Origin of the sequence: Cryobacterium sp. W22_MBD10_FK3, assembly GCF_052113745.1 — a bacterium.
Taxonomy (GTDB): Bacteria; Actinomycetota; Actinomycetes; order Actinomycetales; family Microbacteriaceae; genus Cryobacterium.
The window spans coordinates 67,995-89,360 of record NZ_JBGQOH010000015.1; the positions used below are offsets into that span (position 1 = coordinate 67,995).

At 68.2% G+C, this 21,366-nt stretch carries 21 protein-coding genes; 11 read left to right on the top strand and 10 right to left on the bottom strand.

Features of this window, described 5'->3' with window-relative positions; all coding sequences use genetic code 11:
• Nucleotides 1-17: 17 nt before the first annotated feature.
• The 3 genes from ACEN2M_RS13790 to ACEN2M_RS13800 are packed head-to-tail and all read right to left on the bottom strand — an operon-like array spanning nt 18 to nt 1,924.
• On the bottom strand, nt 18-290 hold the full coding sequence (locus ACEN2M_RS13790) for a PTS sugar transporter subunit IIB (protein ID WP_441648707.1): 273 nt from the start codon (nt 288-290) through the stop codon (nt 18-20).
• Nucleotides 287-772: a PTS sugar transporter subunit IIA gene (locus tag ACEN2M_RS13795; RefSeq protein WP_441648708.1), complete on the bottom strand. Its 486-nt coding sequence runs from the start codon at nt 770-772 to the stop codon at nt 287-289. The genes ACEN2M_RS13790 and ACEN2M_RS13795 overlap by 4 nt, the downstream gene beginning before the upstream one ends.
• 30 nt (nt 773-802) lie before the next feature.
• Nucleotides 803-1,924: an adenosine deaminase gene (locus ACEN2M_RS13800; protein WP_441648709.1), complete on the bottom strand. Its 1,122-nt coding sequence runs from the start codon at nt 1,922-1,924 to the stop codon at nt 803-805.
• Nucleotides 1,925-2,297: 373 nt separating this feature from the next.
• On the opposite strand from ACEN2M_RS13800, the gene ACEN2M_RS13805 reads away from it, so the two are divergent.
• Nucleotides 2,298-3,011 (top strand): DUF559 domain-containing protein, encoded by a 714-nt coding sequence (locus ACEN2M_RS13805; RefSeq protein ID WP_441648710.1) that lies wholly within the window; start codon nt 2,298-2,300, stop codon nt 3,009-3,011.
• A gap of 278 nt (nt 3,012-3,289) precedes the next feature.
• On the opposite strand, the gene ACEN2M_RS13810 is transcribed toward ACEN2M_RS13805, so the two are convergent.
• The 7 genes from ACEN2M_RS13810 to ACEN2M_RS13840 all read right to left on the bottom strand — a co-directional run bounded on the left by ACEN2M_RS13810 (nt 3,290) and on the right by ACEN2M_RS13840 (nt 11,691).
• Nucleotides 3,290-4,603 (bottom strand): thymidine phosphorylase, encoded by a 1,314-nt coding sequence (locus ACEN2M_RS13810; RefSeq protein WP_441648711.1) that lies wholly within the window; start codon nt 4,601-4,603, stop codon nt 3,290-3,292.
• On the bottom strand, nt 4,600-5,037 hold the full coding sequence (locus ACEN2M_RS13815) for a cytidine deaminase (RefSeq protein ID WP_441648712.1): 438 nt from the start codon (nt 5,035-5,037) through the stop codon (nt 4,600-4,602). The genes ACEN2M_RS13810 and ACEN2M_RS13815 overlap by 4 nt, the downstream gene beginning before the upstream one ends.
• Nucleotides 5,038-5,048: 11 nt before the next feature.
• The gene (locus tag ACEN2M_RS13820; RefSeq protein WP_441648713.1) at nt 5,049-6,347 is read right to left on the bottom strand and encodes an ABC transporter permease; all 1,299 of its coding nucleotides are present in this window, start codon (nt 6,345-6,347) and stop codon (nt 5,049-5,051) included.
• Nucleotides 6,344-7,600 carry an ABC transporter permease gene (locus ACEN2M_RS13825; RefSeq protein WP_441648714.1) on the bottom strand — a complete coding sequence of 419 codons (1,257 nt, stop codon included), beginning with the start codon at nt 7,598-7,600 and terminating at the stop codon, nt 6,344-6,346. The genes ACEN2M_RS13820 and ACEN2M_RS13825 overlap by 4 nt, the downstream gene beginning before the upstream one ends.
• Complete coding sequence (locus ACEN2M_RS13830) at nt 7,597-9,114, bottom strand: ABC transporter ATP-binding protein (protein WP_441648715.1); 1,518 nt, start codon at nt 9,112-9,114, stop codon at nt 7,597-7,599. Before ACEN2M_RS13830 ends, ACEN2M_RS13825 begins: the two co-directional genes overlap by 4 nt.
• 157 nt (nt 9,115-9,271) lie before the next feature.
• Complete coding sequence (locus tag ACEN2M_RS13835; protein ID WP_441648716.1) at nt 9,272-10,372, bottom strand: BMP family lipoprotein; 1,101 nt, start codon at nt 10,370-10,372, stop codon at nt 9,272-9,274.
• A 197-nt stretch (nt 10,373-10,569) separates the two neighbouring features.
• A complete protein-coding gene (locus tag ACEN2M_RS13840; RefSeq protein ID WP_441648717.1) occupies nt 10,570-11,691 on the bottom strand; it encodes a mannose-1-phosphate guanylyltransferase in 1,122 nt (373 codons plus the stop codon).
• Between the two features lie 78 nt (nt 11,692-11,769).
• Between ACEN2M_RS13840 and ACEN2M_RS13845 the strand changes: the two genes are divergently transcribed.
• The 10 genes from ACEN2M_RS13845 to ACEN2M_RS13890 all read left to right on the top strand — a co-directional run bounded on the left by ACEN2M_RS13845 (nt 11,770) and on the right by ACEN2M_RS13890 (nt 21,118).
• Nucleotides 11,770-12,924, top strand: coding sequence for a glycosyltransferase family 4 protein (locus tag ACEN2M_RS13845; RefSeq protein ID WP_441648718.1), 1,155 nt, complete (start codon nt 11,770-11,772; stop codon nt 12,922-12,924).
• Nucleotides 12,925-13,104: 180 nt separating this feature from the next.
• Nucleotides 13,105-13,521, top strand: a complete 417-nt coding sequence (gene sdhC, locus ACEN2M_RS13850; RefSeq protein WP_441648719.1) for a succinate dehydrogenase, cytochrome b556 subunit — start codon at nt 13,105-13,107, stop codon at nt 13,519-13,521.
• A gap of 12 nt (nt 13,522-13,533) precedes the next feature.
• Entirely contained in the window at nt 13,534-13,986 is a 453-nt protein-coding gene (locus ACEN2M_RS13855) for a succinate dehydrogenase hydrophobic membrane anchor subunit (RefSeq protein WP_441648720.1), read from the top strand.
• 26 nt (nt 13,987-14,012) lie between these two features.
• Nucleotides 14,013-15,827 (top strand): succinate dehydrogenase flavoprotein subunit, encoded by a 1,815-nt coding sequence (gene sdhA, locus ACEN2M_RS13860; protein WP_441648721.1) that lies wholly within the window; start codon nt 14,013-14,015, stop codon nt 15,825-15,827.
• Entirely contained in the window at nt 15,827-16,588 is a 762-nt protein-coding gene (locus ACEN2M_RS13865) for a succinate dehydrogenase iron-sulfur subunit (protein WP_441648722.1), read from the top strand. The genes sdhA and ACEN2M_RS13865 overlap by 1 nt, the downstream gene beginning before the upstream one ends.
• Nucleotides 16,589-16,680: 92 nt before the next feature.
• The gene (locus ACEN2M_RS13870) at nt 16,681-17,754 is read left to right on the top strand and encodes a YihY/virulence factor BrkB family protein (RefSeq protein ID WP_441648723.1); all 1,074 of its coding nucleotides are present in this window, start codon (nt 16,681-16,683) and stop codon (nt 17,752-17,754) included.
• Nucleotides 17,755-17,794: 40 nt separating this feature from the next.
• Complete coding sequence (locus ACEN2M_RS13875; protein ID WP_441648724.1) at nt 17,795-18,652, top strand: exodeoxyribonuclease III; 858 nt, start codon at nt 17,795-17,797, stop codon at nt 18,650-18,652.
• A 52-nt stretch (nt 18,653-18,704) separates the two neighbouring features.
• Entirely contained in the window at nt 18,705-19,709 is a 1,005-nt protein-coding gene (gene trpS / locus ACEN2M_RS13880; protein WP_441648725.1) for a tryptophan--tRNA ligase, read from the top strand.
• A gap of 22 nt (nt 19,710-19,731) precedes the next feature.
• Entirely contained in the window at nt 19,732-20,325 is a 594-nt protein-coding gene (locus ACEN2M_RS13885) for a GNAT family N-acetyltransferase (protein WP_441648726.1), read from the top strand.
• Between the two features lie 46 nt (nt 20,326-20,371).
• Complete coding sequence (locus ACEN2M_RS13890; RefSeq protein ID WP_441648727.1) at nt 20,372-21,118, top strand: HAD family hydrolase; 747 nt, start codon at nt 20,372-20,374, stop codon at nt 21,116-21,118.
• Nucleotides 21,119-21,366 lie beyond the last annotated feature (248 nt).

A 21,366-nucleotide genomic window follows, 5' to 3' on the forward strand; every position in this document is an offset into this window, starting at 1 on the left:
TCCGCTGGTCTCGTTGGTTAGCCGAGCGCCGTTTCGAGCTTGGCGGTGAGTTCGTCGAGGTCGAAGAAGTTGTCGATCACGATGACGTCGGCGTTGGTCTTGCCGATCGACGGCACCAGCTCGGACGAGGTGAGGATGACCTGCGCGTCGGCGGCGGCCAGCTTCACGCTGGCGATGTCGGCGGCGGTGACGTCGGCCTCGATGTCGAGGCGCTCGAGGGCACGTTCGGCGTTCACCTTGAGAATTGCTGACGTGCCGATTCCGACTCCGCACAGTGCGACGATTTTCATTCTGACTCCCCGTTGGTGGCTTCTGCGCCCGATGATGGTGCCGCAATGCCCAGGAGTGAGCGTACGGATGCTGCGTCCGGCGCCGCTGCCAGCGCCGGAATGATGCTCGAGTCGTTGAACACGTTGGCGAGCTCGGCCACGAAGTGCACGTGCTCGTCGCCGGTGGTCACCGCCAGGCCCAGGACCACGTTGACGGGGTCGTTGTGCGGATGCCCGAAGGCCACCGGTTCGGCCAGGGTGACGACGCTCAGGCCCTCGGTGAGCACGTCGGGGCCGGGCCGGGCGTGCGCCAGGGCCAGCCCGGGCGCGATCACGACGTAGGCGCCGAATTCCTCGATCACACCCACCATTCGCTCGGTGTAGCCGGGCGTGGTGGACCCCGACCTCTCCAGCGCCGCTCCGGCGGCGCCGACGGCGGCCCGCCAGTCGGGAACGTGCAGGCCGACGTCGATCGCGTCGAGGGGAAGTGGGGGGAGGGACATGGGTGCTTTCTGGCGTCTGTCGGCGGTGGGTTAGGCGGTGGCGAATCCGGCGACGATGGCGTCGGCGAGTTCTTCGCGCTCCTCCAGGGGCAGGAATGCGGCGGAGGCCGCGTTCAGCTGCAGGGCCTCGAGGTCATCGAGGTCGTAGCCGAACGCATCCGTAAGCAGGGCCAGCTCGCGGCTGAGCGTGGTGGCGCTCATCAGCCGGTTGTCGGTGTTGACGGTGACCCTGAAGCCGAGCTGGTAGAGCAGGTCGAACGGGTGGTCGAGGATATCGTCGCCCCAGGCGGCGATGGCGCCGGTCTGCAGGTTCGACGAGGGGCTGAGCTCGAGCGGGATCTCCCGGTCGCGCACCCACTGGGCGAGCGGGCCGAGGGTGACGTAAGTGTTCTCCTGGTCCTCCCGGCCGATTTCGATGTCTTCGGCCAGGCGCACGCCGTGGCCGAGCCGCAGCGCGCGGCCGTCGAACAGCGCACCCCGGATGCTGTCCAGCCCGTCGGCCTCGCCGGCGTGCACGGTGACGGGGAACAGGTTCTGGGCCAGGTAGTCGAACGCGGCGGTGTGGTCGCCGGCCGGGAAGCCCTCTTCGGCGCCGGCGATGTCGAAGCCGACCACGCCGAGGTCACGGTGCCGCACGGCGAGTTCGGCGACCTCGAGGGACCTGTCGGCGTGCCGCATCGCGGTGATCAGCTGGCCGATCTTGATGCTGATGCCGGCCTGGGCGACACGTTCGATGCCCGCGGCGATGCCCTCCTGCACGGCGTCGACGGCCTGGTCGAGGCTGAGCCCGCCGGCCAGGTGCTGTTCGGGCGCCCAGCGCACCTCACCGTAGATGACGCCGTCGAGGGCGAGGTCTTCGACGAACTCGCGGGCCACGCGCACGAGGGCGTCGTGGGTCTGCATGACGGCGACGGTGATCTCGAAGGTCTTGATGTAGTCCACCAGCGAGCCGGAGGTGGCCTGGCTGACGAACCAGTCGGCAAGGCCCTCCTCGGTGCCGGCGGGCAGCTCGAGGCCGATGGTCTCGGCCAACTCGAGGATCGTGGCCGGCCTGAGGCCGCCGTCGAGGTGGTCGTGCAGGGAGACTTTGGGCAGGGCATTGATGCTCACGCCGGTGCCGGGCAACAGGAATTCCTCGGAGCTGATATTCACTCCCCCAATCTATCGCCCCACCGCTGTGCGCGTCCCGTCGCCGCCACATCCGCCCCGTCTCGAGAAGGCAGTTGGGGTCAGTGGCTGCGCCTCTCACCAGCCTCAACTGCCTTCTCGCGCCGCTTGGAAGCGGTGGTGGTGGATAACTCTGACGCGAACGGACGAGATCTGGCACGGTGCTGGGATGTCTCGTCGATCGGATCTCCCCCGCGACCTCCCGCCGCACGGTTTCACGCTGGCAGAGGCCCGCGCGGCGGGCGTCAGCCGGAATCGCACCAGGGCCCACGACTTGGAGACCCCGTTCCGTGGTGTGCGGGCCACTGCCGGCAGCCGGGCTGAACCGACCGGACTGATACGCGCGTATGCCGCGCAGATGCCAGCCCACCACTTCTTCAGCCATGCCACGGCGGCACGTCTGCTCGGCTTTCCGCTGCCACGACGGGTGGAGAACGACCCTCGGCTGCATGTGAGCATGCTGGTCCCCGAACGAGCCCTGCGAATGGCGGGCGTTGTCGGGCACACCGTGCATCGGCGCCCGGGCCTCTGGATTAACAACGGGCTCACGGTGACGGACCCGGTGACCACCTGGTGCGACCTCACGCTCTGCCTGGGGCTTGACGACCTCATCGCGGTGGGCGATTTCCTCCTGGGAAAGCTCGATCCGCCGGCCACAAGCTCTGAGCTCGCCGTCGCTGTCACTGACCGGGCCGGCAGGCGCGGAGTGCAGAGGCTGCGCCAAGCACTGGAGCTGGTGCGGCCCCGGGTGGAGTCCCGACGGGAGACCTATTTACGCCTGATGGTGGTCCGGGCTGGCTTCCCCGAACCCGACACAAACGTTGCGCTGCCGCTGCGACCGGGACGCAAGGGCGCTCGAGGGGACCTGGTCTACCTGCAGTACAAGATCCTGGTCGAGTACGACGGCGAGCAACATCGCACTGACGACGCCCAGTACGCGCGGGACGTGGAACGCCTGGACGACCTCGCCGCCGACGGCTGGCGGGTCATCCGGGCAACGAAGGCGACAAACTCGACTGAGATACTCGCCCGCCTGGACGAGGCGCTGCTCGCCAGAGGCTGGCGCCCGTAGTCCCCACGGGCCTCGACGCGAGAGGGCAGTTGGAGGCAGGCCCAGGCGAGCACACTGGCCCCAAGTGCCCTCACGCGGAATGGGACTCGCGCGAGAAGTGAATGTCTAGCGCGCGAGAGGGCAGCTGGGGGCAGTCCCAGGGGAGCACACTGGCCCCAAGTGCCCTCTCGCGGAATGGGACTCGCGCGAGAAGTGGATGCTAGCGCGCGAGAGGGCAGCTGGGGGCAGTCCCTGGCGAGCACACTAGCCCCAAGTGCCCTCTCGCGGGGGGTGCTGGGCTAGTTGCCGATGCGCTCGGCGATCAGGGGGCCACCGTCGAGGATGGGGTCGCCGGGGTCGCCGATGCGCCAGGCACCCTCGACGGCCTCGAGGGCCCGCGCGAAGCGCTCGGGCTCGTCGGCGCTGAGGGTGAACAGCGGTTCACCCTTCCGCACGGTGTCACCGGGCTTGGCGTGCAGGTCGATGCCCGCGGCGTGCTGCACCGGATCCTGCTTGCGGGCCCGGCCGGCGCCGAGGCGCCAGGCGCCGATACCGAACGGCAGCGCCTGCTGCTCGACGAGCACACCGTCACGGTCGGCGAGCACCACATGGGTCTCGCGGGCGACGGGCATCGGGGCAGCGGGATCGCCGCCCTGCGCCCGGATCACGGCGTTCCACTTGTCCATGGCGCGGCCGTCCTTCAGCGCCGCCTCCACATCCACATCCACGATGCCGGCCAGGGTGAGCATCTCGCGGGCGAGCGCCACGGTGAGCTCCACGACGTCGGCGGGGCCGCCGCCGGCGAGCACCTCGAGCGACTCGCGCACCTCGTTGGCGTTGCCGATGGCCAGACCGAGCGGCACGTTCATGTTGGTGAGCAGAGCGGATGTCGCCACCCCGGCGTCCTCGCCGAGCGCCACCATGGTGCGGGCCAGTTCGCGGGAGCGCTCGATGTCTTTCAGGAACGCACCGGAGCCGAACTTCACGTCGAGCACCAGCGCGCTGGTGCCCTCGGCGATCTTCTTCGACATGATCGAGGAGGCGATCAGCGGGATCGCCTCGACGGTGCCGGTGATGTCGCGCAGGGCGTAGAGCTTGCCGTCGGCCGGGGCCAGGCCGCTGCCGGCGGCGCAGATCACGCCGCCGACATCCTGCAGCTGGGCGAACATCTCTTCGTTGCTGAGGTTGGCGCGCCAGCCCGGGATGGACTCGAGCTTGTCGAGGGTGCCGCCGGTGTGACCGAGGCCGCGGCCGGAGAGCTGCGGCACCGCGGCGCCGAAGACGGCCACGAGGGGCATCAGCGGCAGGGTGATCTTATCGCCGACACCGCCGGTGGAGTGCTTGTCTGTGGTCGGTTTGCCGAGGCCCGCAAAGCTCATCCGCTCGCCGGAGTTGATCATGGCCATGGTCATGTCGCGGATCTCCCGGCGGGACATGCCGTTGAGGAAGATCGCCATGGTCATGGCGGCCATCTGTTCGTCGCCGACGTAACCGCGGGTGTAGGCGTCGATCAGCCAGTCGATTTGCGGCGTCGACAGCTCGGCCTTGTCACGCTTGGCGTGGATCAGGTCGACGGCGTCGAACGCTTCGATGGTGCGGGTGGTGGAGCTCATGAGTGGTCTTCCCGATAGGCGGCGAGCTGGCGGGGCCCGAAGGCGTCCGGCAGGACCTCGTCGATGGTGCGCACGCCGGAGACGGTCTCCAACAGCATGCCTGGTGCTGAGTGTTCGTACAGCAGTTGGCGGCAGCGTCCGCAGGGCATCAGTGTGTTGCCGTTGCCGTCGACGCAGGAGAACGCCACCAGCTGACCGCCGCCGGTGAGGTGCAGCACAGACACCAGCGCGCACTCGGCACACAGGGTCAGGCCGTATGAGGCGTTCTCCACGTTGCAGCCGCTGATCACGCGGCCGTCGGTGACCAGGGCGGCCGCCCCGACCGGGAACTTCGAGTAGGGCACGTACGCCTTGGTCATCGCCTCCGCGGCGGCCGTGCGCAGCAGGCCCCAGTCGATCTCACCGGACGTGGGGGTCACAGCAGCACTGGTCATTGTCGTCTCCGTCACGATTTTATGTACGGTTTTCCGGATGCGGCCGGGCCCCTGGACTGGCCCACCAGACCGGCCACGGCGAAGATGGTGACCAGGTAGGGCAGCATCAGCATGAACTCGCTGGGCACCGGCGAACCGATGATGCTCAGCACGTTCTGCAGGTTGCTGGCGAAGCCGAACAACAGCGCCGCGAGAGTGGCCCGAATCGGGTCCCAGCGGCCGAAGATCACCGCCGCCAGGGCGATGAAGCCGGCTCCCGCGGTCATCTCCTTGCCGAACGCCCCCACCGAGCCGAGCGTGAAGTACGCGCCACCGAGGCCGGCGACGGCGCCCGCGAGGGACACGTTCCAGAACCGGGTGCCGGTGACGTTGATGCCCACGGTGTCTGCGGCCTGCGGGTGCTCGCCCACGGCGCGGAGGCGGAGGCCCCACTTGGTGTGGAAGATGCCGTAGTACACGGCGGCGACGGCGATGTACATGATGTACACGATCAGGGTCTGCCTGAAGAAGACCGGGCCGACGATGGGGATCTCGCTGAGCAGCGGGATGTTGATGCGCTCGAACTTGGGCGGCTGGTTGAGCGTGGCCGCGTTCGGAGCGAGCACCTCCGAGAACAGGAACCCGGTGAGACCGGTGACGAGCACATTGAGCACCACACCGACGATGACCTGGTCGACGAAGTACTTGATCGAGAATGCCGCGAGCACGAAGGACACGAGCACACCGGCCACCATGGCCGCGAGCAGGCCGAGCAGCGGCTGCTGGGTGACCGAGGCCACGATCGCGGAGGTGAACGCACCGGCCAGCAGCTGGCCCTCGATCGCCACGTTGACCACGCCGACGCGTTCGGAGATGACACCGCCGAGGGCACCGAAGATCAGCGGCACGGCGAGGCTCAGCGAGCCGAACAGCAGGCCGGGAACCGGGATGCGTTCGTCGGCGGATGCCCAGGTGAGGAAGCCGATCAGGAGCAGCACCGCGAACACCGAGATCAGCCAGAGCGGTACCTTGCGGTGCGTCTGCACCATCCAGGCGCTCAGTGCGGTGATGCCGGCCAGCAGGATGCTGATCACGATGCCCGTGGGCAGGGTGGGCAGCAGCACATCCGGCAGCTGGATCAGGTCGCTCGAGGTGGAGAGCACCATGGTGCTGGTGCCGGTGCGGCCAAAGACCACCATGAGCAGGAAACCGAGCACCGTGAAGACACCGAGGATGCTCGGCACCTTCCAGCTCTTGATCACCGTGGTGGCCGGGCCCTCGTCGGGGCCGGTGGGCTGGGTGGGCTGGTTCACTGGCGCGATGGTGCTCATTTCGCCGCCACCTCCTGGGTCACGTTGGGTACCGGTCTGCGGTGGGGCGCCCCGGGGGCGGGGAGCCTGAAGATCGCGCGAACCAGCGGCGGCGCGGCGATGAAGAGCACGATGAGCGACTGCACGACGAGCACGATGTCGATGGGCACGCCCTCGGCGGCCTGCATCGAGAAGCTACCCGCCTTGAACGCGCCGAACAGGATGCCCGCCGCGAACACGCCCCACGGCTTGGAGCGGCCGAGCAGCGCCACGGTGATGGCGTCGAAGCCGATCCCCGAGTCGATGCCGGCGCCGAAGCCGCTGGTGGTGGTGCCGAGCACCTGGTTGATGCCGGCCAGGCCGACGAGCCCGCCGGAGAACAGCATCGCGTAGACGTACATGCGCTGCACGCTGATGCCCGCGACCTTGGCCGCGTTCGGGTTCTCGCCGACGGCCCGGAACTTGAAGCCCAGGTTGGAGCGGCTGAGCAACCACCAGGTGAACACGGTGGCCGCGATCACGAGGATGAAGCCAAAGTGCAGGTTGTAGTTCGGGCCGAGCAGATCGAAGAAGACCGCGGTTTCCTTGCTGGCCGGGCTCTTGGGGTTGTTCGACCCTGGGGTCTTCAGGAACCCGTCGCGGAGCAGGAAGCTGACCAGGTAGAACGCCACGTAGTTGAGCATGATCGTGGTGATCACCTCGTGCGCGCCGGTGCGCGCCTTCAGCAGACCGACCAGGCCGCCCCAGAGAGCACCGCCGAGCACGCCGGCGACGAGAGCCGCGATCATGTGGATGCCGGCGGGTAGTTCGAGCGCGAAGGCCACCCAACCGCCCAGGGTCGCGGCGATGAGCATCTGGCCGCGGCCGCCGATGTTGAACAGTCCGACCCGGAACCCGAGAGCGACACCGAGACCTGCCGCGATCAGCGGCGTGGCGTAGGTGAGGGTCTCGGTGAACGGCTTGATCCCGGCGGCGAAGCCGGGGCGGCGGAAGTTGTACACCGAGCCCTGGAACAGGGCCGAGTATGCACCCGACACCGCTTCCCAGGCGGCGGAGAGCATGTCTCCAGGCCTGGAGAAGAAGTAGCCCGCGCTTTCCTGCACGTTGGGGTTCGTGAACGCGATCATCACGGCGCCCACGATCAGGGCCAGCACGACGGCCAGGACCGAGATGATGGCGTTGCCGGTGGTGATCTCGCGGAAGATGCCGTGCCAGCGGGACGGCTCGTCCGGCTCGGTCACCGGGGTCGGGGTGGGCTGCTGAGCGGCGCTCATGCTGCGGCTCCTTCTGCGGGGGTTTCGCCCGCCATCATCAGACCCAGAACGGATCGGGGGGTGTCGCCGGGGACGATGCCGACAATGCGGCCGCGGTACATCACCATGACCCTGTCGGCGAGGGCGGCGACCTCGTCGAGTTCGGTGGAGATCACGATCACCGGGGTGCCGGCATCGCGGGTGGCCACGATGCGTTCGTGCACGAATTCGATCGAGCCGACGTCGAGGCCGCGGGTGGGCTGCGCCGCGACGAAGAGACGCAGGTCCCGGCTGAGTTCGCGGGCGAGCACCACCTTCTGCTGGTTGCCGCCGGAGAGGCGCCCGACGGGCGTCTCGATGCCCTGCGAGCGCACGTCGAACTCCTTCACCTTGGTGCGGGCGAAGTCGGCCAGGAAGGCCAGCTGCAGGTTGAAGCGTTTGACGAACGGGAGCTTGTTGGAGCGGTCCAGCATCAGGTTCTCGGCGATGGTGAATCCGCTCACCAGGCCGTCCCTGGTGCGGTCCTCAGGCACGAAGCCCACGCCGGCGTCGAGCACCTGCCGCACGGAGTGGCCGCGCAGGGACTTGCCGTCCAGGGTGATGTCGCCGACAACGCGCGGCTGCAGGCCCATCAGCGCTTCGGTCAGTTCGGTCTGGCCGTTGCCCTGCACTCCGGCGATGGCCAGGATCTCGCCCACCTTGACGTCGAAGCTGACGTCGTTGACCAGGATCTGGCCGAGTGGGTCGATCACGGTGAGGTTGGTCACGACCAGCGCCGGGGCGCCGGGGGTGGCGGGCGCCTTGTCCACCGTGAGGTCGACAGCGCGGCCCACCATCAGGGTGGCGAGTTCTTCGTTGCTCGCGGTCGGCGACGCGTCGCCGACGACCTTGCCGAGCCGGATGACGGTGATCCGGTCGGCGACCTCCCGTACCTCCCGCAGCTTGTGGGTGATGAAGACGATGGACGTGCCCGCGGCCTTGAGCTGGCGCATGATGTTCATCAGCTCGTCGGTCTCCTGCGGGGTGAGCACCGCGGTCGGTTCGTCGAAGACGAGCACCTTCGCGTCGCGGGAGAGCGCTTTGATGATCTCGACCCGCTGCTGCACGCCCACGGGGAGGTTCTCGACGAGGGCGTCGGGGTCGACGTCGAACCCGAACCGGTCGGAGATCTCGCGAACCCTGGCCCGTGCACTGGGCAGGTCGAGCGTGCCGCCGACCCTGGTCTGCTCGTGGCCGAGCATGACGTTCTCGGCAACGGTGAACACGGGGATCAGCATGAAGTGCTGGTGCACCATGCCGATGCCGGCGTTCATGGCGTCGCCGGGTCCGGCGAAGTGCTGAGGCACGTCGTCGAGCAGGATCTCACCCTCTTCGGCCCGGTACAGACCGTAGAGCACGTTCATCAACGTTGACTTACCGGCTCCGTTCTCACCGAGCAGGGCATGGATTTCGCCCTCCTCGATGGTGAGGTTGATGTCGTCATTGGCAACCAGGGCACCGAATCTCTTCGTAATGCCGCGAAGTTCGAGCTTCATAGTCTTCGATTCTATTGAGGTGCGGCTCGCGCAGGCCGCGGGGCTCGCCCGGCCCCGCAGGTCACGCAACAAAACGGGGAGACCAGCGTGACGCTGGCCTCCCCGGTGCCCCTGAGGGGCGGTCGTGCTGAACGGTAATGCCGGTTGTGCTGGGTGACTACTTCGGCGTTGCGTCGCTCGTCACGACGATGTCGCCGGCGATGATCGCTGCCTTGATGTCCTCGAGCTCGGTGACCAGTGCGGGGTCGACCTTGGACTCCCAGTCGTGCAGCGGGGCCAGGCTGACGCCCTCGTTCTCCAGGGTTCCGACGTACGGCTCGGAGGAGAAGTCACCGGCTGCCGCGTCGGTGATGATCTTGTCGGTGGCATCCGTCATCGACTTCATGATGGAGGTGAGGTACAGCGCGCTGAACTCGGGCGTGGTCTCGAACAGGTCGCTGTCGACACCGACGATGGCGACGTCCTTGCCGGATTCGTTGATGGCCTGCGCGGTGCCCTGGAAGAGCGGTCCGGCGACCGGGAGGATGATGTCCGCACCGGCGTCGATCAGGCCCTGGCTCAGGGTCTTGCCTGCGCTGATGTCATCGAAGCCACCCGCGAACAGGCCTTCCTGAGATTCCTTGGACCAGCCGGTGAGCTTGACGTCGTCCTGCTTCTCGGTGTTGTAGTAGGCGATGCCATCGGCGAAGCCGTCCATGAAGATGGTGACCGACGGGTACTGCATGCCACCGAAGGTGCCGACGGTGCCGGTCTTGGTGGTGCCTGCAGCCAGGTAGCCGGCGAGGAACGCGGCCTGAGCGGTGTCGTAGAGGACCGGCTTCACGTTGTCGAGCTCCAGCGGGCTGAAGTCGTCGTTGGAGAGCGCGGAGTCGATGATCGCGAAGTTGACGTCCGGGTTTTCCTGGGCCGCGTCGCGGGTGGCGTTGGCCAGCGCGAAACCGACGGTGAGGATGAAGTTGCAGCCCTCGTCGACCATGCTGGTCACGTTGCCGGTGTACTGGTCTTCCGAGGTGGACTCGGCCTGCTGGAACTCGACGCCGAGCTCTTCAGAGGCCTGGGAGATGCCCTCGAAGCTGGACTGGTTGAAGGACTTGTCGTCGAAGCCGCCGAAGTCGGAGACGATGCAGGGCAGGAAGTCCGATGCGGCGTCGCCTGAGCCGGCGTCGTCGGTGGGGGCCGGCGCACACGCCGCGAGCAGAGCGAGAACGCCGAGTGAGGCAAGGCCGCCGAGCGTTGCCTTGCGGGTCGTGATTGTCAAGATTGACCTCCAGATGAGGCCCGGCGTGGGATCGCGCGGGCTGCTATATGCAGTACACGTTACCCAGAAGCACCCTGCTCAGATGAGCAAACCGACACTGTAGCCAAAAGGTTATCAAGCCGCGACATTCCTGAAATCCGAACGACACAAATGGTCATTTACCGGGGTTATTCCTGAGAAAGTCTCGGCAGCACCCGCTACAGGACGTCGGAGCTGCCGGACAGCCGGAGGGCGTCGACGACTGCCTTGACCTTCTGCGCGTTTGCGCTCGTGGTCACCAGCAAGGCGTCGGGGGTGTCGACCACCACGATGTCCTCCACTCCGATCAGCGCGATCATGCGTTTGGTGTGGCTGACGACGATGCCGCTGGAGGAGTCGGCGAGCACGCGGGCGCCCTCGCCGAGGATCGCCAGGTCGCGCTTGCGCCCGTTGGCGTGGATCTTGGCGATCGACGCGAAGTCTCCCACGTCATCCCAGTCGAACTGGCCGGGGATGACGGCCAGCTTGCCCTTGGCGGCGGCGGGCTCGGCGACCGAGTAGTCGATCGCGATCTTTTTGATCCTGGGCCAGGCCTTGTCGACCACGGCGCCGCGGCGCGGGGTGTCCCAGGCCTCGGCCAGTTCGAGCAGGCCGGCGAGCAGCTCGGGCTCGCTCGCGCCGATCTCCTCGAGCAGGCGGTCGGCGCGGGCGATGAACATGCCCGCGTTCCACAGGTACTGGCCGCTGGAGAGGTAGCGCTTGGCGGTGCCGGGGCTGGGCTTCTCCACGAAAGAGTTCACCGACCGGGCGCTCGGGGCGCCGGGGATGTCCAGTGCGGCGCCGGTCTTGATGTAGCCGAAGCCGATCGCCGGCTCGGTGGGCTGGATGCCGATGGTCACGATCAGTCCGGTGTCCGCGGCCGCGATCGCCTCGACGACGGCCTGGCGGAAGGCGGCCGGGCCTTTGATGACGTGGTCGGCGGCGAAGGAGCCGATGATCACGCCGGGTTCGCGGCGCTCGAGGATCGCGGCGGCGAGGCCGATCGCGGCGGAGGAGTCCCGCGGCTCGCTCTCGAGGACCACGTTGAGGTCGGCCAGTTCGGGCAGCTGCTCCTCCACGGCGGCCCGGTGCGCCCGCCCGGTGACGACCATGATGCGCTGGTCTCCGCTGAGCGGCGCGAGGCGGTCCCAGGTGTCGCGCAGCAGCGTCTGGCCGCTGCCGGTGAGGTCGTGCAGAAACTTGGGGGCGTCGGCGCGCGACAACGGCCAGAGCCTGGAGCCGACCCCGCCGGCGGGGATCACACTGTAGAAGCGGTCGAGGGCATCGCTGGAGTGGGACATTGCGCCAGACTACCGGTCCGTTGCCCGTGTTCATTCAGGGTTCACCGCACGGACGTGCGGGCTGCCTACTCTGACGGCATGAGGGTTGCCGTCGTCAGCGAAAGCTTCCTCCCCACGGTCAGCGGGGTCACCACGAGCGTCTGCAAGGTGCTCGACGAATTGCGCCGCGAGGGTCACGACGCGCTGGTGATCGCCCCGTTCGGCGCACCGGAGGAGTACGCGGGCTTCCCGGTGCACACCGTGCCGGCGCTGTCTTACCGGCAGTTCCCTGTGGGCCTGCCGAACCCGCGAGTGCTGGGGCTGCTGGCGGACTTCGAACCCGACGTGCTGCACGCGGCGTCGCCGTTCCTGCTCGGCGCGCAGGGCATCGCCGCGGCCCGGCGCCTGGGCGTGCCGAGCGTCGCGGTGTTCCAGACGGATGTGGCCGGCTACGCCCACCGCAACCACCTCGGCCAGGCGACCAGACTGGCCTGGCGGTTCGTGAAGTGGGTGCACGACGGCGCCGACCTCACCCTGGTGCCCTCGACGGCATCCATGACCGACCTCCGCCGCATCGGCGTGCACAACCTGGACCGGTGGACCCGCGGGGTGGACCTGGACGGTTACCACCCCAACAATCGGCGTGACCCCGAGGTGGCTGCGCTCCGAGCGCGCCTGGCGCCGGCCGGCGAGGTGGTGATCGGCTACGTCGGCCGGATCGCCCCGGAGAAGCAGGTGGAGAGGTTCCGCGCTCTGCGCGGCCTGCCCGGCATCAGCATCGCCCTAGTCGGCGACGGCCCGTCCACTCCCCTGGTGGCCCGCGCGCTGGCCGGCATGCCGGTCACCTGGCTCGACCGGCTCGCCGGCGCCGAGCTTGCGGCCGCATACGCCAGCTTCGACCTGTTCCTGCACGCCGGCACCGAGGAGACCTTCGGGCAGACCCTGCAGGAGGCGCACGCCGCCGGACTGCCCGTCGTGGCGCCGCGCTCTGGCGGCCCGATCGACCTCATCGAGCACGGCAGCGACGGCTACCTGTTCACCCCCGACGACGACAGAGACCTGCGCCGCCACGTGGCCGCACTCGTCGCCGACGCCGGGCTACGGCACCGGATGGGCGAAGCCGGCCGCCGCGCCGTGCTCGGCCGCAGCTGGCAGAACGTCTGTGCCACTCTGTTCGACTACTACCAGCAGGTCATCGACGAGAGCCTCGCCCGTCGCGCGGAGACCCTGGTGCCGGTGGCGCAGCGCCGCTGACCGCGCATCCGCTCGGCGGGACCGGGCCCTAAGACTCTGGTGCCGGGGCCACGACCGCCCCGGCTTAGGCAGCCCTAACCATACTTATGTCGTTGTCGAGACATAGAATGACGGTACGTGTTTGTTCAACGATGACACCTCGTTCAGCAGGGGTCACGACTCAGCCAGGGAGGGTTGGTCATGCCACAGAATTCGGCAGAGGCCCTGACAACTCAGCGGAAGACGACCTCGCGTCGCCCGGCCGGAACGCTCTACCGTGGCCGTGAGGGCATGTGGTCGTGGGTGTTGCACCGGATCACCGGGGTGGCCATCTTCTTCTTCCTGCTCGTGCACATCCTCGACACCGCTCTGGTGCGGGTGAGCCCCGAGGCGTACAACGCCGTGATCAGCCAGTACCAGACCCCGATCATGGGTCTGGGCGAGGTTGCCCTGGTCGGCGCGATCGTGTTCCACGCCTTCAACGGCCTGCGCATCATCGCCATCGACTTCTGGAACGCGAAGTACCAGCGGGTGCTGTTCTACGTCGTGATCGGCCTCTGGGTGGTCACGATGCTCGCCTTCGTGCCCCGCCACCTGATCAACGTGTTCAGCCACTAGGAGGCGCAGCTCATGACCTCGACAATCGTCGCCCCCCGCTCCCCCTACGCCCGCAGCCCGCGCAAGAACGGCGTGAACTGGGAGAAGTGGGGCTGGATCTACATGCGCGTCTCCGGCGTCGTGCTGGTCGTGCTGATCTTCGGCCACCTCTTCGTGAACCTGATGGTGGGCGAGGGCGTCAGCGCCCTGAACTTCGCCTTCGTCGCCGGCAAGCTCGCCAACCCGTTCTGGCAGTGGTGGGATGTGGCGATGCTCTGGCTGGCCCTGATCCACGGCGGCAACGGCATGCGCACCCTCGTGAACGACTACGCCACGACGCGCGTCAGCCGCGGCATCCTCAAATCGGCGATCCTCGCCGCGGTGGTCATCCTGATCGTGCTCGGCACGCTCGTGGTGTTCACCTTCGACGCCTGCCCGTCCGGCCAGCCCGCCGACCTTCTGCCCACTTTCTGCCAGGCCCTCTAGGCCCCCAAGGAGCTGCAAACACTTCCATGACGGATGCACCTGTGACCAAGCCCGCCGCGACCACCATCGTCGACGGCGTGCACTACCACCAGTACGACATCGTCATCATCGGGGCGGGAGGGGCGGGCATGCGAGCCGCCATCGAGGCCGGCCCGAACGCATCCACCGCCGTGATCTCCAAGCTCTACCCCACCCGCTCGCACACCGGTGCGGCGCAGGGCGGCATGGCCGCGGCCCTGGCGAACGTGGAGGAAGACAACTGGGAGTGGCACACCTTCGACACCGTCAAGGGCGGCGACTACCTCGTCGACCAGGACGCCGCGGAGATCCTGGCCAAGGAAGCCATCGACGCTGTCATCGACCTCGAGAACATGGGCCTGCCGTTCAACCGCACCCCCGAGGGCAAGATCGACCAGCGCCGCTTCGGCGGCCACACCCGCGACCACGGCAAGAGCCCGGTGCGCCGCGCCTGCTACGCCGCCGACCGCACCGGCCACATGATCCTGCAGACGCTGTACCAGAACTGCGTCAAGCGCGGCATCAACTTCTTCAACGAGTTCTACGTGCTCGACCTGATCATGACCAACGTCGACGGCGTCGACCAGCCCTCCGGCGTGGTCGCGTACGACCTCTCCACCGGCGAGCTGCACGTGTTCTCCGGCAAGGCGTTCATCTTCGCCACCGGCGGGTTCGGCAAGATCTACAAGACCACCTCCAACGCGCACACCCTCACCGGCGACGGCGTGGGCATCATCTGGCGGAAGGGCCTGCCGCTGGAAGACATGGAGTTCTTCCAGTTCCACCCGACCGGCCTGGCCGGCCTCGGCATCCTCCTCACCGAGGGCGCCCGCGGTGAGGGCGCGATCCTCCGCAACGCCTCCGGCGAGCGGTTCATGGAGCGCTACGCGCCCACCATCAAGGACCTCGCCCCGCGTGACATCGTGGCCCGCTGCATGGTCAAGGAGGTCGCGGAGGGCCGCGGCGCCGGGCCGAACAAGGACTACGTGTACCTGGACTGCACCCACCTGGGCGCCGAGGTGCTCGAGACCAAGCTGCCCGACATCACCGAGTTCGCCCGCACCTACCTGGGCGTGGACCCGGTCACCGAACCGGTGCCCGTGATGCCCACGGCGCACTACGCGATGGGCGGCATCCCCACCAACGTGAAGGCGGAGGTGCTGCGCGACAACACCACCGTCGTGCCCGGCCTCTACGCCGCCGGCGAGTGCGCCTGCGTCTCGGTGCACGGTTCCAACCGGCTCGGCACCAACTCGCTGCTGGACATCAACGTGTTCGGCAAGCGCGCCGGCAACAACGCCGTCGAGTACGTCAAGACGGCCGAGTTCGTGCCGCTGCCCGAGGACCCGGCCAAGTTCGTGCGCGAGCTGCTGGCCACCATCCGCACCTCCACCGGCACCGAGCGCATCGCGGTGCTGCGTCGTGAGCTGCAGGAGATCATGGACGAGAAGGCCCAGGTCTTCCGCACCGACGAGTCGCTGTCCGAGGTGACCGAGACCATCCACCTGCTCCGCGAGCGTTACAAGAACATCGGCGTGCAGGACAAGGGCCGCCGGTTCAACACCGACCTGCTCGAGGCCGTCGAGCTGGGCTTCCTGCTCGACCTGGCCGAGGTGGTCGTGTTCTCCGCCCGCAACCGCAAGGAGAGCCGCGGCGGCCACATGCGCGACGACTATCCGCTGCGCGACGACGTCAATTACCTGCAGCACACCATGGCGTACCTGAGCGGCGACGCTCTGTCCGCGGATGCTGCCGACCACATTTCGCTCGATTGGAAGCCCGTGACCATTACGCGCTACCAGCCGATGGAGAGGAAGTACTAGTGAGCACCCCCACCCTCGAGAGTCCCCCCGCGGTTCCCGAAGAGATCGTGTCGTTCACGGTCACCCTCTCGGTGCGCCGGTTCAACCCCGAGCTGGACGAAGACCCTCACTGGGAGAACTACGACGTCGAGATGTACGCGACGGACCGCATCCTGGATGCCCTGCACAAGATCAAGTGGGAACAGGACGGCTCCCTGAGCTTCCGACGCTCCTGCGCGCACGGCATCTGCGGCTCCGACGCCATGCGCATCAACGGGCGCAACCGCCTGGCCTGCAAGACCCTGATCAAGGACCTCGACATCACCAAGCCGGTGACGGTGGAGGCCATCAAGGGCCTGCCGCTGGAGAAGGACCTGATCGTGGACATGGAGCCGTTCTTCGAGTCCTTCCGCGAGGTGCAGCCGTTCCTGATGGCGCAGAACACGCCCAAGGATGGCAAGGAGCGCATCCAGACCGTCGCCCAGCGCGAGCGCTTCGACGACACCACCAAGTGCATCCTCTGCGCCGCGTGCACGTCGAGCTGCCCGGTGTTCTGGACCGACGGGCAGTACTTCGGCCCGGCCGCGATCGTGAACGCCCACAGGTTCATCTTCGACTCCCGCGACGAGAACGCCGCCGTGCGCCTCGACATCCTCAACGACAAGGAAGGCGTCTGGCGCTGCCGCACGACCTTCAACTGCACCGAAGCCTGCCCCCGTGGCATCCAGGTGACCCAGGCCATCGCCGAGGTCAAGCAGGCCATCATGCGCGGCAAGCCGTAATTCTCTTACGGGTTCCTAACGAACGGCGGCCAATGGCCGCCGTTCGTCGTTAACGCACCGGGCGAGCCGCACCCGCTGGTTAGGCTGGGTCGATGAAGATCGGCGACCTCATCACCCGCATCATGGCCACCCGTCCCGTGCGCGTGTTCACCCACTTCGGCCAGAGCCGCGGACCGATTCTGGCCGCCGGCATGGCCTACCAGGCGATCTTCGCGATCTTCGCCGCGCTCTGGCTGGTCTTCTCGGTTGCCGGGCTCTGGCTCGCCAGCAACCCTGTTCTCATGGATCAGCTTTTCGTGATCATCAACCAGTCCGTTCCCGGGCTGATCGAGAAGGGTGGGGTGGTCGACCCCGCCACCCTGGTCGACACCGGCGCGCTCACCTGGGCCAGCGCCATCGCCCTCGTCGGCCTGCTCGCCACGACTCTCGGCTGGTTGAACACCACCTCGCAGGCCGTGCGCGGCATCTTCGGGATGGGCCAGGAGACCACCTTCTTCGTGCTGGTCAAGCTGCGCGAGCTGGGTCTCGGCCTGGCCTTCGGCCTCGCCCTGGTCGTGTCAGCCGTCATCTCGATCGTCAGCACGGAACTCCTCCGCGGGTTCCTCGGCCTCCTCGGCCAGGGCACCGACTCGCTCTGGTTCATCGCCTCGAGCCAGGCGGTGGGGCTGCTGATCGTGCTGGTCATCGACACCATCACCCTCGCGGCCCTGTTCAGGGTGCTCTCCAGGGTGCGTATTCCGTTCCGCAACCTGCTGGTCGGGTCGGTGCTGGGCGCCGTGGCCCTTGGCGTTCTCAAGGTGCTCGGTGCCGCCCTGCTTGGCGGCGCGGCGAAGAACCCGCTGCTGGCCGGTTTCGCGGTGATCATCGGTCTGCTGATCTGGTTCAACCTCACCTCCACGGTCACCCTGATCGCCGCCGCCTGGATTGCCGTTGGCATGCAGGACGCCGGCATTCCGCCGTCGTCGTTGAGCGCCGACGAGGCGAAGAAACTGACCGAGCAGAAGGAGGCGGAGGCGCTGCACCTGGCCGCCACCGTGGAACTGCGGCAGGCCAGGCTGGCGCGGGAGAGCGCATCCTGGTTGATGCGACCCGGCGCCAACCGGCGACTGCGCCGGGCACGGCAGCGCGCCGAGAAGTACGGCGTCACGGAGCCGGCGGAGCGGTAGCCCCGGCCCGGGCGTCGGAGGCACTCGGTAGAATCGGCGCATGCCGTCTTCTCCCGCTTCAGAGACCACCCAGCCGCTTCGCATCGCCAGCATCAACACCAACGGCATCCGCGCCGCGTTCCGCAAGGGCATGTGCGACTGGCTCGCCACCCGGGACGTCGACATCCTCGCGATCCAGGAGGTGCGGGCCTCGACCGAGGACATCGAGGGCCTGCTCGGCCCCGACTGGAACATCCTGCACGACCCGGCCACGGCCAAGGGCCGCGCCGGCGTGGCGATCGCCAGCCGCAAGAGCGCGTCGATCCACCGGGTCGAGCTGGGCCACCCCGACTTCGACAGCGCCGGCCGCTGGCTCGAGGCCGACTACGAGGTGAACGGCACCATCGTCACCGTGGTGAGCACCTACGTGCACTCCGGCGAGGTAGACACCCCCAAGCAGGTCGAGAAGTTCACCTTCCTCGACTCCATGCTCACCCGGCTGCCCGAACTGGCCGCGCACAGCGACCGGGTCGTGGTGCTCGGCGACCTCAACGTGGGTCACCGCCGGTTCGACATCAAGAACTGGAAGGGCAACGTGAAGCGGGCCGGCTTCCTGCCCGCCGAACGCGCCTACTTCGACAAGATCCTCGGCGCCGAGGACGAGACCGACTACAACAACGGCGCGGGCCTGGGCTGGGTGGATGTCGGCCGCAAGTTCGCCGGCGAGATGGACGGACCGTTCACCTGGTGGTCGTGGCGGGGCCAGGCGTTCGACAACGACACCGGTTGGCGCATCGACTACCAGCTCGCGACTCCAGCGCTGGCGGCATCCGTGGTCAACTACGCGGTCGACAGGGCGGATGCCTACGACCAGCGCTGGAGCGACCACGCTCCCGTGGTCGTCGACTACGCCATCTGATTTCCTCCCCGCCGCCTGACGCGGCATTGCTCCCGACGAAAAGACTCAACTGATGACCAAGACCCGCCTCTACTCCGGCATGCAGCCCTCCGCCGACTCCCTGCAGATCGGCAACTACATCGGCGCCCTGCTGAACTGGAAGAAGCTGCAGCAGACCCACGACGCGTTCTTCTCGATCGTGGACCTGCACGCCATCACCGTGGCGCAGGACCCCGCCAAGCTGCGCGAGAACACCCGCGCCACCGCCGCGCAGTACATCGCCGCCGGGATCGACCCCGCCGAGTCCACCCTGTACGTGCAGTCGCACGTGGCCGCGCACGCCCAGCTGGCCTGGGCGCTGAACACCCTCACCGGTTTTGGTGAGGCCAGCCGGATGACCCAGTTCAAAGACAAGTCCCTCAAGCAGGGCGCCGACGCCACCACCGTGGGCCTGTTCGCCTACCCGGTGCTGATGGCCGCCGACATTTTGCTGTTCCAGACCGAGATCGTGCCGGTGGGCGAGGACCAGCGCCAGCACGTCGAACTCACCCGCGACCTGGCGGCCAGGTTCAACTCGCGCTTCGGCGACACCTTCACGGTGCCGGAGGCCTCGATCATCCGCGACACCGCGAAGATCTACGACCTGCAGAACCCGACGTCGAAGATGTCGAAGTCGGCCGAGTCGCACGCCGGCGTGATCTGGATGCTCGACGAGCCGGCCGTGACCGCGAAGAAGATCATGCGCGCCGTGACCGACGCCGAGGGCGGTGTGGTCTTCGACCGGGAGAACAAGCCCGGCGTGGCCAACCTGCTCACGATCTACTCCGTCATGGCGGAGCGCTCGATCCAGTCGCTCGAGGACGAATACGCCGGCAAGGGCTACGGCGACTTCAAGAAGGGCCTGGCCGAGGTGGTCACCGAGACCTTCGGCGGCATCCGCAGCCGGGTGCTCGAGCTGCTCGACGACCCGGCCGAACTGGACCGCATTCTCGCCGCCAACGCCGACCGTGCCGCGGCTGTCGCCGACGTCACCCTGGCAGCGGCGTTCGACAAGATGGGCTTCCTGGCTCGCCGTTGAGGCGGGCTCTGGTGCTTGACTGATGCGTCCGGTCGAACTCTCCTCGCCGCAGCTGCGGCTGGACCAGCTGCGGGGCGACGACGCCCAGAAGGTGTTCGAGTACTGCCAGGACCCGGTGATGCCCGAGTACCTGGCGCGCCTACCCTGGCCGTACCGGCTCGCGGATGCCACCGACTTCGTGACCGGGTACGTGCCGGCCGCGTGGGCGGCCGACCAGGAATGCACGTGGGCGGTGCGCGATTCGACATCGACCGAGCTGCTCGGCGTGATCAGCCTGAGCGTGCCTGTCGCGGCGGGTGCGGCCCGGTCCAGTTCGATCGGGTTCTGGTTGGGAGCTGCGCATCGGGGCCGGGGCCTGATGGTCGAGGCCCAGCGGTTGGTGCTCGACTGGGGCTTCAGCACCGGGTTCTGCGACACCGTGCACTGGGAGTGCGTGGCCGGCAACCTCGCTTCGGCCCGGGCCGCCCGGAAGGCCGGGTTTCGCTACACCGGTCAGGGACCGGCCGGGATCGCCTACCGCGATGGGACGCATCCGCCGTCGTGGAAGGCCGTGCTGCACGCCACCGACGACCGCACACCGCCCGCGGGATGGCCGGCCGAGGTCGTGGGCGGGTGAGCGGCGCCGTGCGCCCCGCGAGGCTCCTGTGGCCGGTGAGGCTGCTGTGACCCGGCCGGCGCTGGTGCTGTTCGACCTGGACGACACCCTGTTCGCGCACCGCGCTGCCGTGGCCGACGGTATCCTCGGGCACGTCGCCGCGCAGGGCGGCCGGGGTGCGGCCGCCGACCCGCACGCCGTGGTGGCCCTGTGGAACGCCCTCGAGGAGCAGCACTACCACGCCTACCTCGCCGGCGAGCTGGACTTCGCCGGGCAGCGGAGCGCTCGGGCCAGGGACTTCGCCGCCGCGCACGGTGTCGACCTCACCGAGGCCGAGGCCGCCGCCTGGTTCACCGATTACTTCGAGCACTACCGGGCGCACTGGCGGCTGCACGACGATGCGTTGCCGTGTCTCGACGAGCTGGCCCTGCGCATCCCGGGCGTGCGGTTCGGCCTGATCACCAACGGCGAGCTGGCCTACCAGAGCGTGAAGCTGGCCGACACGGGCCTCGACAGCCGGGTGGAGCACGTGGTGACCTCGGCCGAGTTCGGGCTGAGCAAGCCGCGGCCGGAGATCTTCGTGCACGCCTGCGCCCTGTTCGGTGCCGATCCGGGCGCTTCGGTGTACGTCGGCGACCGGCTGCGCACCGACGCGATCGGTGCCGCCGCCGCGGGCCTGACCGGCGTGTGGCTGGACCGGGTCGGGCCCGCCGGCCCTCCCCCGCCCGAGGCCGACCTGGCCGACGCCCGCGCGCTGGGCGTCATCCGTCTCAGCACCCTCACCGCCCTGCCCGACCTCCTCGCGCCGCGGTAGTCGCCACCCGGCCGCGGGACGTCATGCGGGTAGCGCGCCGCTGCGCGGGTCACGCGCCGGGATGCGGGGCACGCGCCACCCCAGCCATCCGCCCACACAACGGCGCCGCACCCTGTCTCTTCTCCACATCTCCGAGCCCACGAGACGCATAGTTAGATCTGGGGGGGGGGGTTTTTTTTTGGGGGGGGGGGGGGGGGGGGGGGGGGGGGGGGGGGGGGGGGGGGGGGGGGGGGGGGGGGGGGGGGGGG

What these genes read in the sequence shown, in the direction of transcription:
- ACEN2M_RS13885 (WP_441648726.1), top strand. Translation starts at nt 19,732, where the DNA reads ATGCGTCCGGTCGAACTCTCCTCGCCGCAGCTGCGGCTGGACCAGCTG.
- trpS (WP_441648725.1), top strand. Translation starts at nt 18,705, where the DNA reads ATGACCAAGACCCGCCTCTACTCCGGCATGCAGCCCTCCGCCGACTCC.
- sdhA (WP_441648721.1), top strand. Translation starts at nt 14,013, where the DNA reads ATGACGGATGCACCTGTGACCAAGCCCGCCGCGACCACCATCGTCGAC.
- ACEN2M_RS13830 (WP_441648715.1), bottom strand. Translation starts at nt 9,114, where the DNA reads ATGAAGCTCGAACTTCGCGGCATTACGAAGAGATTCGGTGCCCTGGTT.
- ACEN2M_RS13795 (WP_441648708.1), bottom strand. Translation starts at nt 772, where the DNA reads ATGTCCCTCCCCCCACTTCCCCTCGACGCGATCGACGTCGGCCTGCAC.
- sdhC (WP_441648719.1), top strand. Translation starts at nt 13,105, where the DNA reads ATGCCACAGAATTCGGCAGAGGCCCTGACAACTCAGCGGAAGACGACC.
- ACEN2M_RS13875 (WP_441648724.1), top strand. Translation starts at nt 17,795, where the DNA reads ATGCCGTCTTCTCCCGCTTCAGAGACCACCCAGCCGCTTCGCATCGCC.
- ACEN2M_RS13815 (WP_441648712.1), bottom strand. Translation starts at nt 5,037, where the DNA reads ATGACCAGTGCTGCTGTGACCCCCACGTCCGGTGAGATCGACTGGGGC.
- ACEN2M_RS13805 (WP_441648710.1), top strand. Translation starts at nt 2,298, where the DNA reads ATGCCAGCCCACCACTTCTTCAGCCATGCCACGGCGGCACGTCTGCTC.
- ACEN2M_RS13790 (WP_441648707.1), bottom strand. Translation starts at nt 290, where the DNA reads ATGAAAATCGTCGCACTGTGCGGAGTCGGAATCGGCACGTCAGCAATT.
- ACEN2M_RS13870 (WP_441648723.1), top strand. Translation starts at nt 16,681, where the DNA reads ATGAAGATCGGCGACCTCATCACCCGCATCATGGCCACCCGTCCCGTG.
- ACEN2M_RS13855 (WP_441648720.1), top strand. Translation starts at nt 13,534, where the DNA reads ATGACCTCGACAATCGTCGCCCCCCGCTCCCCCTACGCCCGCAGCCCG.
- ACEN2M_RS13820 (WP_441648713.1), bottom strand. Translation starts at nt 6,347, where the DNA reads ATGAGCACCATCGCGCCAGTGAACCAGCCCACCCAGCCCACCGGCCCC.
- ACEN2M_RS13845 (WP_441648718.1), top strand. Translation starts at nt 11,770, where the DNA reads ATGAGGGTTGCCGTCGTCAGCGAAAGCTTCCTCCCCACGGTCAGCGGG.
- ACEN2M_RS13840 (WP_441648717.1), bottom strand. Translation starts at nt 11,691, where the DNA reads ATGTCCCACTCCAGCGATGCCCTCGACCGCTTCTACAGTGTGATCCCC.
- ACEN2M_RS13810 (WP_441648711.1), bottom strand. Translation starts at nt 4,603, where the DNA reads ATGAGCTCCACCACCCGCACCATCGAAGCGTTCGACGCCGTCGACCTG.
- ACEN2M_RS13825 (WP_441648714.1), bottom strand. Translation starts at nt 7,600, where the DNA reads ATGAGCGCCGCTCAGCAGCCCACCCCGACCCCGGTGACCGAGCCGGAC.